The sequence below is a fragment of the Haloarchaeobius sp. FL176 genome (assembly GCF_024609245.1).
Classification (GTDB): Archaea; Halobacteriota; Halobacteria; order Halobacteriales; family Natrialbaceae; genus Haloarchaeobius.
Window position 1 is genome coordinate 50,058 of record NZ_JANJYH010000013.1, and the last position, 14,889, is coordinate 64,946.

General features: G+C 67.3%; 14 protein-coding genes and 1 pseudogene. 6 read left to right on the forward strand and 9 right to left on the reverse strand.

Features of this window, described 5'->3' with window-relative positions:
* The first annotated feature begins 8 nt into the window (after positions 1–8).
* Entirely contained in the window at positions 9–401 is a 393-nt protein-coding gene (locus NO978_RS17545) for a helix-turn-helix transcriptional regulator (protein WP_257300858.1), read from the forward strand.
* Between the two features lie 40 nt (positions 402–441).
* Here NO978_RS17545 and NO978_RS20060 read toward each other — a convergent pair.
* The 5 genes and pseudogenes from NO978_RS20060 to NO978_RS17570 form a co-directional block, all read right to left on the reverse strand.
* Positions 442–546: pseudogene (locus tag NO978_RS20060) on the reverse strand (SDR family oxidoreductase); the annotation flags it as partial.
* A gap of 80 nt (positions 547–626) precedes the next feature.
* Positions 627–1,643 (reverse strand): presenilin family intramembrane aspartyl protease PSH, encoded by a 1,017-nt coding sequence (locus tag NO978_RS17555; protein ID WP_257300859.1) that lies wholly within the window; start codon positions 1,641–1,643, stop codon positions 627–629.
* A gap of 69 nt (positions 1,644–1,712) precedes the next feature.
* Complete coding sequence (locus tag NO978_RS17560) at positions 1,713–1,934, reverse strand: H/ACA ribonucleoprotein complex subunit GAR1 (RefSeq protein WP_257300860.1); 222 nt, start codon at positions 1,932–1,934, stop codon at positions 1,713–1,715.
* Positions 1,931–2,212 (reverse strand): signal recognition particle subunit SRP19, encoded by a 282-nt coding sequence (gene srp19 / locus NO978_RS17565; protein ID WP_257300861.1) that lies wholly within the window; start codon positions 2,210–2,212, stop codon positions 1,931–1,933. Before srp19 ends, NO978_RS17560 begins: the two co-directional genes overlap by 4 nt.
* Positions 2,213–2,257: 45 nt before the next feature.
* Positions 2,258–3,436 carry a PGF-CTERM-anchored ABC transporter substrate-binding protein gene (locus tag NO978_RS17570; RefSeq protein ID WP_257300862.1) on the reverse strand — a complete coding sequence of 393 codons (1,179 nt, stop codon included), beginning with the start codon at positions 3,434–3,436 and terminating at the stop codon, positions 2,258–2,260.
* 70 nt (positions 3,437–3,506) lie between these two features.
* Here NO978_RS17570 and btuC point away from each other — a divergent pair, with 70 nt between their 5' ends.
* The 3 genes from btuC to NO978_RS17585 are packed head-to-tail and all read left to right on the forward strand — an operon-like array spanning position 3,507 to position 6,827.
* Positions 3,507–4,634: a vitamin B12 ABC transporter permease BtuC gene (gene btuC, locus NO978_RS17575; protein ID WP_257300863.1), complete on the forward strand. Its 1,128-nt coding sequence runs from the start codon at positions 3,507–3,509 to the stop codon at positions 4,632–4,634.
* Positions 4,631–5,869 carry an ATP-binding cassette domain-containing protein gene (locus NO978_RS17580; RefSeq protein WP_257300864.1) on the forward strand — a complete coding sequence of 413 codons (1,239 nt, stop codon included), beginning with the start codon at positions 4,631–4,633 and terminating at the stop codon, positions 5,867–5,869. Before btuC ends, NO978_RS17580 begins: the two co-directional genes overlap by 4 nt.
* A gap of 43 nt (positions 5,870–5,912) precedes the next feature.
* Positions 5,913–6,827: a hypothetical protein gene (locus tag NO978_RS17585; RefSeq protein ID WP_257300865.1), complete on the forward strand. Its 915-nt coding sequence runs from the start codon at positions 5,913–5,915 to the stop codon at positions 6,825–6,827.
* Between the two features lie 365 nt (positions 6,828–7,192).
* Here NO978_RS17585 and NO978_RS17590 read toward each other — a convergent pair whose 3' ends face one another.
* From NO978_RS17590 to NO978_RS17605, 4 genes are all read right to left on the reverse strand, one after another.
* The gene (locus NO978_RS17590; protein ID WP_257300866.1) at positions 7,193–8,221 is read right to left on the reverse strand and encodes a tyrosine-type recombinase/integrase; all 1,029 of its coding nucleotides are present in this window, start codon (positions 8,219–8,221) and stop codon (positions 7,193–7,195) included.
* Positions 8,218–8,622 carry a DUF5805 domain-containing protein gene (locus NO978_RS17595; RefSeq protein ID WP_257300867.1) on the reverse strand — a complete coding sequence of 135 codons (405 nt, stop codon included), beginning with the start codon at positions 8,620–8,622 and terminating at the stop codon, positions 8,218–8,220. Before NO978_RS17595 ends, NO978_RS17590 begins: the two co-directional genes overlap by 4 nt.
* A gap of 791 nt (positions 8,623–9,413) precedes the next feature.
* Positions 9,414–10,313: a hypothetical protein gene (locus NO978_RS17600; protein ID WP_257300868.1), complete on the reverse strand. Its 900-nt coding sequence runs from the start codon at positions 10,311–10,313 to the stop codon at positions 9,414–9,416.
* A gap of 41 nt (positions 10,314–10,354) precedes the next feature.
* Positions 10,355–12,151: a hypothetical protein gene (locus NO978_RS17605; protein WP_257300869.1), complete on the reverse strand. Its 1,797-nt coding sequence runs from the start codon at positions 12,149–12,151 to the stop codon at positions 10,355–10,357.
* 97 nt (positions 12,152–12,248) lie between these two features.
* Between NO978_RS17605 and NO978_RS17610 the strand changes: the two genes are divergently transcribed.
* Both NO978_RS17610 and NO978_RS17615 read left to right on the forward strand, forming a co-directional pair.
* Positions 12,249–13,082, forward strand: coding sequence for an MBL fold metallo-hydrolase (locus NO978_RS17610; protein WP_257300870.1), 834 nt, complete (start codon positions 12,249–12,251; stop codon positions 13,080–13,082).
* Between the two features lie 153 nt (positions 13,083–13,235).
* On the forward strand, positions 13,236–14,882 hold the full coding sequence (locus tag NO978_RS17615) for a rhomboid family intramembrane serine protease (protein WP_257300871.1): 1,647 nt from the start codon (positions 13,236–13,238) through the stop codon (positions 14,880–14,882).
* Positions 14,883–14,889 lie beyond the last annotated feature (7 nt).

Here is a 14,889-nt window from a genome sequence, read left to right on the forward strand (position 1 = left end):
ACCGTACCATGGCCGCCGAAACCGGAGACAGGGCGACGCCGCCGGACGAACGGGACCTCGAGAGCTACGTCGACGACCGGCTGTTCGACGACAGCGTAGGCACGCTCGCGGACCACGCCGCCCGCAAGGCCGCACTGGGCGACCCCCGACGCTACGCCATCGTGTTCCTGCTGTACGAGCGCGAGGAGGTCCCCCGGAGCGGGCTCGCTGCGGCGATCGACGACTCCACGTTCGACCTCACCCACCACCTCGGACAGCTGGTCGACGCCGGCCTCGTCGCCCGCACCGGTGCTCCCGAGGGCGCGGACGGGCGACGGACGTTCTACGAGATCACCCACCTCGGCCGGCAGGAGATCGAGGCCGACTACCGGAACGTCACCGGCCACGACCCCGGCGAGTAGCCGACACGCTCCCTGCATCTTCGGCGGTCGTCTCCCACGCTCAGACAGCGTCCGTGAGCCCGCCGTCCACACGGAGGTTCTGGCCGGTCACGTAGCTCGCGTCGTCCGAGGCGAGGTACGCGACGGCGTCGGCGGTCCCCTCAGCAACGTCCGTCGCCGCGCCGGATTTCGGGAAGACGACCGAGATGTCGAAAACCGGTTCGGACTGCGGCAGTCCGGGCCGGCTCAGAGCCCGAGCGCCGCCATCAGTGGCACGCCGCTTGCGAGCGCGCCGACCAAGTAGCCGCCGATTGCACCGCCGTTGAGCAGCGGGAGGCCCGCGTGGGCGCGGCCCTTCAGCACCATCCACATCAGCACGAGCAGTCCCGCTATCGTCCCGGCCATCGCCGTCAACCCGGGCAGGTTGAGCAGGATGGGGTCCGAGACGAGCGCGTCCACCGTCCCGCCGGGGATGGCGGTGTGGAAGTGGACCGCCGAGACGACGATGATGCTCGGCATGACCGCGTCGCCGAGGCCGATGTAGAACGCGTCGCGGTCCATCGCCGACTGCTCGATGTCGCCATCGTCGCCGTCGGCCGTGGGCGCGTCACCGTCGTCGGACGGACCGTCGTCGACGGCGGGGGAGTCCGCCCCGTCCACCGGTGCGTCCGGCTCGCTCCTCGGCTCGCGGAAGGAGAAGGAGAGCGTCGTCGGCGCGACGAGCACGACGGGCACCTTCATCTCCATGACCCCATCCGCGAGCGTGAGCATGTGCTTGGTCCCATACACCGAGATGGCGTCGTAGACTGCGAGCACCGTCAGCAACAGGATGGCCGGGAACAGCCCGAACGAGATGCCGAACAGGCCGGCGGCGGCCGCGCCCATCACCACCCCCGAAGCGTCGATGACCCACCACTCGGGGTAGACCAGCAGGCCGATGGCGATGAGTGCGGCGGGCGCTGCGGCGACGAGCGGCGAGAGGAACGCCGCGAACACGTACCACGAGAGCATCCCGCTCGTGAGGATGATGAATCCGCGGATGAGCCACTGCAGGTCGTACCTGAACGCGAGCAGCATCAGCGCCGTCGCGACGAGGATGGCGCCGACGTAGGCGATGCTGTTCGTCGGGTCGTTCGGGTTCTCGACGACCTGCCGGTCCTGTGCCTCGAAGGGCTGGACCAGCGAGAGCGCCCCGAGCTGGACGAGGAGGAAGATGGCGACGACGAGGCCGACGGCCCCGAGGACGCGCGTCCGGTCGTTCATGGCCCACCGTTCCGGCCGGCGGTTTATCGGCTTTCCGTTCGCGGACACCGACATCGGGGCGGCCCGCCGCTACCGGGCGTACAGCGTCTGTCCGAGCAGCAGCGCCGGGTCGTCGTCGGTCGTCACCGCGACGTAGGGCTGAGCCACGGGGCCGAACACGTCGACGACGCGGCCGACCGCGTTCAGCGACTCGTCGACCGCCTCGGTGCCGATGTCGGGGTGCTCCTCGCTGTCGGTCCGCGCGACTGCGAGCCCCTGTGCGACGCGGACGACCTCGCCGACGCGCTTCATTCGCGGAGGGCGTTGACGTACGCCGCGACGGCCTGGACGATGTCGTTCTTCGAGTCGTCGTCGGGATTCTTCACGAGGACGCGACCGCGCTGGCGGTGTCCCTCGCGGGAGTAGCTCTTCTCGCGCTCGATGACCGCGTCGTAGCCGACCTGCTGGACGGCCTTCGCGATCTCCTCGACCTCGGGCTCCTCGACTGCGAGGTCGTCGGGGACGCGCCGTCCTGCCGAGCGAGTGAGTTCCGCGTCGAAGTACGCGGGATAGATAACGTTCTCGACCATGTGCCGACCGACGAGCGGGGGTCGTATCGGCCTTTCGGAGTCGCGTTACGTCCGGCGGGCGATGCCCGCGAGCGAGAGGACGGCGACGAGCGCCGCCACGACGCCGAAGCCGGGCGAGCCGCCGTCGTCGCTACCGGTGGACTCCTCCGTCGGCGTGTCGGCGTCCGTCTCGCCGTTGTCGGTGGCAGTCGACGTTGCAGTCGTGCCTCCAGCCGTCGCGGTCGTCCCCATCGACGCTTCGCCGCGCACCGTCGCGTTCGCCTCGGCGTACGCGTCCGGGAACCAGGCCTGCGAGAGGTTCCGCATCACGTAGACGCTCCGGGGTGCGGGCTGGCTGACGTAGTTGCTGTTCAGGACGACCGTCTGGTTCTCCTGCACCGCGATGGTGTTCTGGTACGCCGGCGAGTCTGGGACCCGCGGTTCGGGCTGTCCGTCGTTGAGCAGCAGCCACTCGACGGTCAGGTTGGCGACGACCTCCGGGTTGATACGTGCGTAGCCGGCCTGAGTGTACTCCAGGTTAGCGTTGGTGACCACGTTCTCCGCGCCGGCGGTCGTGACGAGGTCGCTGATGTACGTGTTCGGGCCGGGCGTCGTCCCGTAGAACACGTACAGCGCCTTCGGTGACTCCTGGCCCTCTGCTGCGCGCTGGACGATGTCGACCTCGGTCTGCATCCACTCGACACTCTCGCTCGCACCTTCGCAGGCACCGACGAGCGAGCCGGTCACGTTGACCTTGTCGTAGACGATATCCAGGCTGTCCGCGCTCCGGAACTTGTACACCGTGATACCGGCGTTACGGAGCCGGTCGACGGTGTCCGAGCTGACTATGTTCGCCGCGAGCACGATGTCGGGCTGCTGGGCGACGACGCGTTCGACGCTGACGAACGTCCGGCCGGAGCCGGAGACGTTCGCCCACCCCTCGGAGCCCTCGAGGTAGCTCGCGTACTGGGTCGATGCGACGACCTTCGAGGTCGCCCCGATTTCGACCATCGTCTGCGCGGCGGCGGGCCCGAGCGTCACCACCGACTCGGGCGCCTCCTCGACCGTCACTTCAGTTCCCGTCGCGTCCGTCGCGGAGAACGGGAACGAGCAGTCCTCCTGTGCCGTCGACGCCGTGTTCGTGGCCGCCGACGGGGCCGCGGCCCCACCGACGGGAGCCACGACAGCCGCGAACGAGGCGACGAGCAACAGTGCCACCACGAGCGTCGTGCGTGTACCTGCCATCACACAGTACTCACGAAGTATGCAATAAGTATTTACCTAAAGCAAGTAGATTTGAGAACCAGCACCAGCGATGCGTACAGATGTCCGAGCGGTCGTGTGGTCCGTGGGCCTCGGAGCGTTGCTGCTGGCGACGATAGCCGTCTGCACGGCGGTCGGCCCGGTCGACATCGCGCCAACTGCGGTGCTCGCGGCCATCCTCAACGAGCTGTGGTTGCCGACGGGCGCGAGCCTCACCGACGGCTCTGTCCGCGTCTTCGGCGTTTCCCTGCTCCCGTTCGGGGTCGGCCTCCAGACCACGCATCCTTTCCAGTTCCACGTCGCGGAGACGACACGCGTCATCGTCGTCTCGCTCCGTCTGCCACGCATCGCACTCGCCGCCATCGTCGGCTTCGCGCTCGCCGCCGCCGGCACCGTCATGCAGGGGTTCTTCCGGAATCCGATGGCCGACCCCTCCATCGTCGGTGTCTCCTCCGGCGCAGCCGTCGGCGCGGTCTCGTTCATCACGCTCGGCGGTGCCATCCCGCTCGTCGGGACCGCCGTCCCGTTCGGCATCGAGGGCGCGGCGTTCCTCGGCGCCGTCGCCGCCGCGTTCCTCGTCTACACCATCGCGACCGATGGGGGCCGTACGCCCGTCGCAACCCTGCTCCTCGCCGGGGTCGCCGTCCAGACGTTCCTCGGCGCGGTCGTCTCGTTCCTCATGGTCACCAGCCCTGAGGGCACGCTCCAGCGGGCGTACTACTGGTTGCTCGGCGACCTCGGGATGAACGCCGCCTGGGAGCCGGTCGGCGTCGCGTTCGTCGCCGTCTCGGTATCGTTCCTCCTGCTCCTGCCGTTCACCCGGGACCTGAACGTCCTGATGCTGGGTGAGGAGGACGCACACCACCTCGGCATCGAGGTCGAGCGCACGAAGCGAATCCTGCTCGCGGTGTCGAGTGGCATCACGGCCGCGGGCGTCGCCGTCGCGGGCGTCATCGGCTTCGTCGGGCTCGTCGTCCCACACGCGATGCGGCTCGTCGTCGGCCCGGACCACCGCGTGCTCCTGCCGACGAGCGCGCTCGCGGGCGCGACGTTCCTCGTCGTCGCCGACACGCTCGCACGGTCGACCGCCGAGGTACTGCCCGTCGGCATCGTCACCGCCGCCGTCGGCGCGCCCTTCTTCCTGTTCCTGCTCAGCCGCCGGGAGGTGCACGCGCTGTGATCGACATCGACAGCGTCTCCGTCTCGTTCGGCGACGCACGAGTTCTCGACGAGGTGTCGCTCTCCGTCGAACCGGGTACGTTCCTGGGGCTCGTCGGCCCGAACGGCGCCGGAAAGACGACGCTCCTGCGGGCAGTCAGCGGGGCGCTTCGGCCCGATGGTGGGACCATCACCCTCGACGGCGACCGGCTCGACGAGCTCGGTTCGAAGGCGGCCAGTCGTCGGGTCGCCGTCGTTCCGCAGGACACTGCCGTCTCGTTCGGTTTCACCGCCAGGGACGTGGTCGCGATGGGGCGCACACCACACCGGGGTCGTTTCGAGCCGTCCTCGCGGGAGGACAGCCGCGCCGTCGAAGAAGCGTTCACCCGCGTCGACGCCGAACACCTCGCAGACCGCCGGATCGACGAACTGAGCGGCGGTGAGCGACAGACGGTCACCATCGCTCGCGCGCTCGCGCAGGAGACTCCGGTACTGCTACTCGACGAACCGACGGCCAGCCTCGACATCAACCACCAAGTCGAGACGCTCGAACTCGTCGCAGACCTCGTCGCGGACGGCAAGACGGTCGTCGCGGCCATCCACGACCTCTCGCTCGCGGCCCGCTACTGCGACGAGCTCGCGCTGCTCGCCGACGGAGATATCGTGGCCACTGGTTCATCCGAGTCGGTGCTGACCCGGGAGCGACTCGCCGACTCGTTCGATGCCAGGACGGTGCTCCGACGCGACCCCGTCACCGAGAGCCTCGGTGTGACAACTCTCGCACGACGGGCCGATACCGTCGAACGGTCGGTCCACCTCGTCGGTTCCGGCTCCGTTGCCGCCCGAACTCTGGAACGACTCGTCGGTGCGGACGCCAGCGTCACCGTCGGTCCCGTTCCCCTGGGCGACGCGCTGGCGGAGACGGCCTCTCTCCTCGGCGTCGAGGCGATCGAGCGCTACCCCCACGAACCGCTCGACGACTCGACCATCACGGCCGCCAGCGACGCCGTCGACCATGCAGCCGTGGTCGCCGTCGCGAACCCCGGGCTCGTCGGCGGCGACGACCAGGTGTACGAGCTTCTCGCTGGGGGGTCGCCGATGGTCGTGGTGGAGGAGACGGACGATAGCCAGCGGGCTCCGGAACGTGCCGAATCACGCGCGGAGACCCTCCGTCTGAGAGGCGAGACGACCGACGTACGCGGTGTCGTCGACGCGGTCGCACGTGCCAGACACCTCGTGGAAGCGGCGGACGACTGAGGACGTCCCAACGTTCAAGCGGGAACCGCCCCAACTCAGAGCGATGGACAGGGAGCCGTGGCTCGCGCTCGCACTGGTGCTGTCGATGGTGCTCGCCGGCTGCGGCGGCACCGCTGGCGTCCAGACACGGGAACCCTTCTCGGTCCCCGAGACATCGCCGCCGGACCCTACGGAGGACGAACTTGTGCGGTTAGAAGCACCGTTCTCTCCGGATCCGGAGAAGGACGTCCTCGGCGACCCGTCGGTGTTCTTGAACTCCCAGGCCGACCGACTCGAGAAGACGAGCTACACGCTGGACTACGAGCTCGATGTCAGGTACAGCAACGGGACGACGTGGAACCACGTGGCGGTCGACGCCCAGTTCGCCCGTAACCAGAGCATCTACGTCTCGAACGTGACCCAGCGTGGCCGTAACCTGAACGTGACCAGACTCGCTTACGCGAACGGGAGTGTGCTGTACGCAGCCCAGGGGCCGGCGGGCCTCTCACCGGCGACCGCGAATTTCTCCGTCGCCCGCGGAGGCGACGGTACGCCGGTGGTCATCGACGAAGGCGTGACGCTGCGGGCCCTCCGGCCGGGGTTCCTGTACAACGGGTTCGCGTCGATGAACGTGACCGACGTGCGTGAAATCGACCGGGTCCCCGCCGGAATCCGGGACCAGCTGTTCTACGTCCGGGCCACGGAGGTCACGCAGCCGGACACGCTCGTCAACAATGCCTTGCCCGATGGCGAGGGTGCCAGCGTCGAGAACGCGACACTCGAGGCCGTCGTCGCCAGCGACGGGTTCGTCTACGAGTACGGCATCCAGTACACGATCGTCCGCGAGGATGGCACGCGACTCCACGTCTCTCGCCGGCTCGTCTACCGCAACGTGGGGACCACGACGGTGACTGTCCCACCGACGTGGACTGTCCCACCGACGTGGACCACGAGCAACGGCACGACAGCCGGTCGATGACCGGCCGAGGCGTTACGAGTCGATAGCGAGCAGCGCTCACGGAGCAGTTGCTCGACGCGCTCGCCGTAGCCGCCCTGAACCACGCTGTGGTTCTCCGTAACCGTGTCGCCGGTTTCGAGCGCGCGCGAACCCGAGGTCGCTCGCGAGGCCGCGGCAGTCGCTGTCGCCCTCTACGACGACCATTTTCTTGTTGTACCGACGTTCCTCGGTCCGAACCCCGCGTGAGTGTGGTGCTACAGTGCTGCGCTCCCTGTTTCGGTGCCACCCCGAACGCCCACATTTGATATAGCGAATTATGGTTTATCTGCTCCCCACCGACCACTCCGGAACACGTTAAGAAGCCAACAAGATTGCGTTCGGACGGCTCAGAGCAGCCGATAGACGTTCGATTCGTACATCGTCCGCACCTGGCCGCCCCAGTTGTGGGTGTAGGTGTCGATGATGTCGCTTGCCACGTCACCGCGGAGGTACTTGACGATGCCACGGTCGCCGGTCCGGTCCCGGAGGTGTGTCGTGAAGAAGTGCCGGAAGTAGTGGGGCGTGACGTTCTCGGCTGCTCCACCGCCGTCCAGATACCACCCGTGCTCTCGGGCGTGTCGCTCGACGACGTTCCTGACCGCCTGCGTACTGAGTCGAGCACCCCAGTCTCCACTCGTCGAGAGGAAAAGCGGCTCCGCGGGCGATCTGGCGTCCGGCCTGATGGCGAGCCAGGCCTTCAACACGCGCGCCAGTTCGTCGTCGACGGGTATAACCGTCGCCCGCTTGCGCTTGTTCGAGGCCGAGCGCTCCTCGCTGTTGTAGGAGTGGCCCCTCGCCGGTTCGGCCGCTACGTACAACGATTCCGGTCGCCCATCGAGTTGTACGCGACCGCCGAGGTCGAACTCGCTCGCCAGCTCCGAGTCGGAGAGGGCGAGGTCGCGCAGGTCGAGGTTGCAGAGTTCACCGACACGGACGCCGGTCTTCAGGAGCGTCACGACGAGCGCCCGCTCCAGCGGGTGCGAGATCGACGCCACGAACGTCCGCATCTCCGGCACCGAGATCTCCCGTCGCGTCGGGTCCTTGTCGATGGATTCGTCCATCTCCTCGACCACGAGCGCCATCGGGTTGGCGTCGAACTCCCCGACCTGGGTCATGTAGGCGTAGAACCGGTGAACGTAGGAGGCGTAGGAGGCGACGGTGCTCGGCGCGTGCTCACCTCTGAGGGCGTGCACCCACGCCATGCACTCTCTGCGGCCGGCTTCCTCGGGCGTGAGCGCCTGTCCGCTCGGTCCGCGCCCTTCGTCGTCCAGAAACCCCTCGAACCGCCTGAGGACACGCTCGTAGGCCTCTCTCGTCCGCTCGGACTTACCGTGGTACTCCTGGTCCTCCAGGTAGTACGAGACCGCGTCGGTCATGCGTCGTCTGTGGGGACGTATCCCCCGTCACGGCCGCTGTACCTCAGTTTCCCGGCCTCCTGGAGCGTTCCGAGCGCCCCGTCGAGCCGGTCCTCGACGTCGTTGGTCACCGCGGCGACGAGGTCGTCCCACGTCTGGGGGTCGTCGCGCTCGTGCAGGATGCCGAGCACCCGCTCCGCCAGCTCGGCGTCGTCGGCATCTATCGACTCGTTCGTCTCCCCATCGTGGTCGCTATCGGGTGACTCGTCGAGTTCGAACGACCGTCTTCCCGCCTGGACCATCGTCCGGACGAACTCACTCTGGCTCATGTCGAACTCGTCGGCCTCCTCGGCCCACTGTTGCTTCTGGGACGACGGAACGTACGTTCGGACCGCAGTGCGAGCCGCCTCGTCCTCGCTCACGCCCCAAACACCCCATTCAACCGACATGAGAACGGGTATGTCTGCAACCCCAATCTAGAGGGTCGAACCCCAGGGGTTGCCCGGTCAGGAACGGGTTCGTCGAATCGGCGTTCTGACCGCGTTTCGTCCTCTCCCTGAGGACACGTTTCGCCTGATCGCTCACCGCTGCTCAACTGGTGGCCGAGCGTCGGGTCGACTGGTCCACTCATCCGGTCGAGACGACTCACGGCGCGGTAATCAATCTATCCCCACAAGCAGGGATAAGAGCACTTATCCACATTTCTAGGCCCGCTATATCGGCACCAGAGGCTGCTTATCAAATAAAATGGGTGCCCAAACCGTGCTTACCAACACCAGAAGAACGGATAACTATTCTCGAATCCTGTTCTTCTCACCTGGTCGGATTCGGGGGCGGATATCCTCTCTACCGGCCCTGTGGTTTGCTCGACTGACCTGGAGGATTCGCTCGTGGCTCTGCGTGGAGGGTCTTCACGGTTCACCCTGCGTCGGTAGTCTGGGACGGCTCACTTGGTGTTGCTCACTGGTGAAGATTCGGACGGGTGGAACCGAAACGCGATCCAATCAGGTCGACCTCGCAGTTGTATCGACAGCGTCGACCGATAGCACCTCTAGGAGTCCGAGCCGATGGCCTGACTACTCAAGAGTGCCGGAATAGCCGATACTGCAGGTTCTCGTTGGGTATTTGCGGTGACGACGCGGATGTAGATGCCGTTCGAGGGGAGACTGATAAACTGAATTTCGCTATATGCAATCGGTTGGTTGGAGCGAACTCACCGGACCGCGAGCTCGGTCTCCACGTCACCGAACAGTGCCGTAACCGCCTCGTCGGCGTCCGTCGATTCTGCCACGTTCTCCATCAGCACCGTCTCGCTGGGGAACAGCTGCGTGCCGAGTTCGAGCCCGTGGTCGCGGGCCGTGCCGCCGGTCATCGTGAGGTAGACGCCGACGCCCGTCTCCGCGATACCGGCTTCCTCTTCCTCGCCGGCGTCGGGATAACAGAACTCGATACCCTGCATGGCGTCGGTGCCGAGGACGGCCTCGACCAGCCGCTCGTAGCGCGGCGAGATGCAGAGTTCGCCCTCGTACTCGGCGACGAACTCTCTCGTCGCCCCGTCGGCGCGGTAGCTGTCGAGGAGCTCTGGCGTCGCCATCAGCGTGTGGTACACCGTATCGCCCAGCCCGGTGACGACGCGGACGTCGGTGTCGTGCGGGTCGATGCGGGCGTTCACGTCCGCGATGGTGTCGAGGGGTTCCGGTCTGAGCGCGACGACCTCTTCCAGGACGAGGTCCGCACTGTCGAAGCCGAAGGCGAACGAGTGGGTCCGGAGCGAGCGGAACGGTTCCTCCCGACCGACGAGCTGGATGGGTCCGGTCTCGGTATCGACGGTGACGCTGTCGAAGACGACGCGACGGGGAAGTCCATCGCGGTCGTCACGCAGCAGGGTGAACTCCGGTCGATGCGGATGGCCGAGGTCGCTGTAGTCCGCGAGCCGTTCGTACACGTTGCGGGGGTCCTCCGCGCTCCCCTTCGTGATCGCCTTCTCGTACCGGAGGGTAGAGATGATCGAGTCGGCGAGTTCGGTCGCATCGGCGCGTGCTGCGACCCGCTCGAGAACTGCCTCCAGCGGACGCCCCTTCCGTGGGACTGCGACGGCTGTCGTCTCGGCCATTTCGCGGACGAACGGCTTCGGGGAAGAAAACGTGTTCGTTCTCAGCTGAACATCTCGCCGAGCTGGTCGCGCCACTCTTCGATCTCGGTGACCTCCTCCTCGACCTGGTCGACCCGGGAGGCGACCTCGCCGAGGTCGTCCTCGAGTTCGGTCACGTCGGCCTGCACGTCGTCGATGGTATCGGTGGCGTCGGCGATGTCGCCCTCCAGGGACTCGGTCGACTCGTCGAGGTCGGTCTGGAGCTCGGAAACGTCGCCAGATATCGTCTCGAGGTCGGTCTCGAGGTCGGTCACGTCGGCCTGCACGTCGTCGATGGTATCGGTGGCGTCGGCGATGTCGCCCTCCAGGGACTCGGTCGACTCGTCGAGGTCGGTCTGGAGCTCGGAAACGTCGCCAGATATCGTCTCGAGGTCGGTCTCGAGGTCGGTCACGTCCGTCTCGACGTCCTCGACGGACGAACGCACGTCGTCCACGTCGCCGTAGAGCGAGGTGATCTCACCGTCGTGGGTTTCGACGTCTTCCGAGAGGGCCGAGAGTTCGTCGCGAAGAGCGCTGACCTCCCGCTCGTACTCCTCGAGGAGCTGCTGGGCGGTGCCCTCCTCGTCGAGAAACTCGGACAGTGCGTCGGTGTAGGCGGCGACCTCCTCGACGCGGGACTGGAGGTGTTCGACCTTCGCGATGTCGGTCCCTGCGCTCTCGACGTCGAGTGCCTGCCGGAGGTCGCGGCGCTCGTTCTCGGTGAGCGTTCCGTTCCGGAGTTCCTCGACGAGGGCGGTCGCGACGCTCCCCTCGACGGCGGGCGTGGACTCCACGTCAGCCTCACCCTCGCCCTCGGCCTCCTCGTCGGCGTCGTCGGCGTCCGTGTCCGCCGCTACGTCGGCAGTGTCGGCAGCATCGGCAGCGCCGGCCTCCACTCCGGGCGCTTCGTCAACTTCGGCCTCGGGCTGGTCCGCCACGTCGACTTCGACGTCCTCGTCGGCTTCGGCCGCTGCATCGGCTTCCGCCGTGTCGGCTTCCACGTCGGTATCGGCTGGTGCGTCGTCCTCGAAATCTGTCTCGGCCTCCGCTGGCTCATCGTTCGGTTCGGGCTCGTCCGCTTCCATCTCGGGTTCGTCGATGTCGAGGTCGATTTCGGGCTCGTCCGCTTCTTCGGTGTCGCTTTCCTCGACCTCCTCCTCGGCGGCTTCGAGGTCGAGTTCGATATCCGGCGTGTCCTCGTCGTGGGTGTCCGCGTCGGACTCCGCTGGCTCACCGAGGTCGAGGTCGACGGAGCCGCCGTCGCCCGACGCCTCGGCGGCCTCCGCGTCCGTGGCGGTCGCGGCTTCCTCCTCATCGAGCCCGGGGATCTCGTCCTCGCCCGAGAGCATGTCCTTGACGACCTGGTTCGAGTCGCTCGAGACGATATCGTCGATAGTGGTGTCGCCCTCGACTTCGGCCTCCGGTTCCGAACCGGTGTCCGAGTCGTCGCCCTCGCCGTCGATCTCCGTGAGCCGGGGGTCGGTGAGGAACTTGGCCGCCTCCGACTCGTCGTCGATACGGATGCCGTAGACGGTCGTCACCTCCTCGCCGGGTTCGAGCGTGCGCTCGTACTCGACGTGGTGGTCCTGAAAGGCGGTCCAGTTCTCGCTCTCGTAGTCGGGGTGGAACCCGACCCCGTCCATCGGGAAGTCCGTCGGTATCTCCTCGTGAATCCGGATGGTGACGGTCTCCTCCCGGTCGGAGGTGACGCCGAACCGGATAGCGGGGACCGGGAACTCGTCGGCCTCGAACGACTTCGCGACCGAGATCCCATCCGCGTCGACCTCGATTGTGGTATCCTCGTCGACCTCGCTACTCATACAGCCACGTACCTGCACCACGAACATAAAGGAAACGGGCCGACTGTAATCCGCCGAAGTGACAACCCTTAGGGCGACGGCTCGCGCAGGGAGGGGTATGACAGTGAGCGACTGGGGTGACTGGCTGCCCCGCGCCGTCGAGGACGCGTCGCCCGAGGGCATCGCGCTCTGGTATCTCGGCTGCAACGGCTTCGTACTGAAAGCCAGCGACGGGACGACGCTGTTCGTCGACCCGTACGTCGGACTCGGCGACCCGCCGCGGACGGTCCGGATGATCCCGGTCCCGTTCGACCCGGAGGACGTCACCGAGGCCGACGCCGTCTTCGCTACCCACGAGCACACCGACCACGTCCACGGTCCCAGTCAGGCACCCATCCTCGAGCGGACGGGGGCCACGTTCTACGCGCCCGACGACAGCCTCGTGATCGCCCGCGAAGAGGAGTCCTGGGCAGACGACCACGCTATCGACGACCACCAGTTCCACGAGGTCCGCGAGGGGAACACCGTCGAGGTCGGTGGCTTCTCAGTCCACGTCGAGCCCGCTCACGACCCCGACGCGACCCACCCGGTCAGCTACGTTTTCGAACACGACGGCAGGACCGTCTTCCACGGCGGCGACACCAAGCCCACCGACGAGTTCGCCGACATCGGCGAGCAGTACGACATCGACCTCGGTATCCTCGCGTTCGGCACCGTCGGGAACATCCCCGACAAGGAGACCCGCGAACCGAAGCGCACGCGCTGGTACAACGACGAGAATCAGGTAATCGAGGCCGCCAACGACCTCCAGTTCGACCGGCTCCTCCCGAGCCACTGGGACATGTGGAAGGGCCTCACTGGCGACCCGACGGTGCTCCACCACCACGCCAAGAGCCTCGCGTTCCCCGAGCGCCTGGATATCGTCGAGATCGGCGACCGCGTGGATCTGTAACCCGGCAACGCTCGTTTTCGACGGTTCTCGGCCGGTACAGGCCTCGATCCGCCGGGCTCCCGTCTCTCCGCCGCTGCCATCGTCCCGTCCGAGAACAGCCGACGCTCGACCACAGCACGAACGCATTAGTACGAGCCGTCCCTCCCGCCCGGTATGGGTCTGCTGTCGTCAGCGATCGTCGTCTTCGTGCTGGTCGCCCTCGCCGTCTCGGTGGGCGTCGTCGCCCGGCTCGACCGGCCGGATGGTGAGTGGGGCTCGCGACTCCGGTCGCGCTGGGTGATGGGCGTGCCGTGGGGGACGTTCGTCGTCGTCGGGTTCGTGCTCGCGGTGTACCTGTTCGTACAGGGTGGCTGGGCGCACTGGGGTGACCCGGTCGTCCTGCCGTTCCGGGCGTGGTCCTACCTCTACCCGACGGGGCTGCTCACTGCGGGGTTCTCGCACGCGAGCCCGGGCCACCTGACGGGCAACCTCACCGGCACGCTCGTGCTGAGCCCGCTCGCGGAGTACGCCTGGGGCCACTTCCCGCAGCAGCGCGGCTCCGAGTCGTTCGGGTCGTGGCGGACGAACCCCTGGATTCGGGCGCTCGTCGTCTATCCCGCCGCGGTCATCGCCGTGGGCGTGTTGACGGCGCTGTTCTCCATCGGCGCGGTCATCGGCTTCTCGGGTGTCGTGTTCGCGTTCGCTGGCTTCGCGCTGGTCCGCTACCCCCTGACGACTGTCGTGGCGGTGCTGGGCGGCCAGCGGTTCTTCTCGCTGCTGTACGACGTGCTCCGCGACCCGGTCCTCGTGCAGGGGGCGTCGCCGAGCCCGCCGTCGCCGCCGTGGTGGGCCGGCATCGCCATCCAGGGCCACGCGTTCGGCCTGTTCGTGGGTTTCCTGCTCGGCGTCGCCGTGTTCTACCGGCGAACGGACCGACCGAGCGCGCTGCGGCTCTGGCTCGGCGTGCTCCTCTTCGCGGTCGCGAAGAACCTCTGGGCGGTGTACTGGTACCTCGGGAACGACGAGTTCGTCCTCTACCGGGGCGTGGGGCTGGCGCTGGTCGTCGGGCTCGCGGTGGTGGTCGCGCTCGCGCTCGACGTGACCGAGCGTGACTTCGACGCGTTCACGCTCCGGACTGGCGCGGTGACGGTGCTCGTCGTCGTCGCGGCAGTGATGACTGGGCCGGCGGTGTACAGCAACCTGACGACGGTGTCCGACTCGTCGGTGCCGGGCGAGGGCGCGGTCGAAGTGGAGGGCTACCACGTGACCTACGCCGAGGACGTCCGTAACGAGCTCATCCCGGTCGTCGACGTCGGCTCGCTCTCCCAGCAGACGAACGTGAGCTCCTCGGGCGTCATCGTCGTCAACCAGGACCGGAGCATCTGGTACGAGTCGGTCTCGGCGGGCAGGTTGGCCTACACGGGCTACACGCGGGTCCGTGTCGGCGGCGTCGGCTGGAACGCCGACGTCGAGGTCAACCGCGACGGGTGGTCGGCCGTCGGCGGCGGAACGGCGTACCGGGTGTTCCTCCGGCCGCCGGACGACGACTGGACGCTCGTCCACGAGAGCGACCCCGCCACGGCCGAGGCGCGTCTGGACGGCAAGAGCGTCTCCATCACTTCAGCGGGCGATAGCCCCTATCAGATCGTGGTGAGCCGGAACGACTCGGTCGTCGGGCGCGACCCGGTGCCGCGGGCGAACGCCTCGGCCACCGTCGGCGGCATCGAGTTCGTGCGTGTAGAGCGTAGCGGCGGTGACCGCATCTACGCGGTCGTCGGCGACACGCGAGTCCGCGTGTTCGCACAGGAGACGTATCGATAGTTCGGCG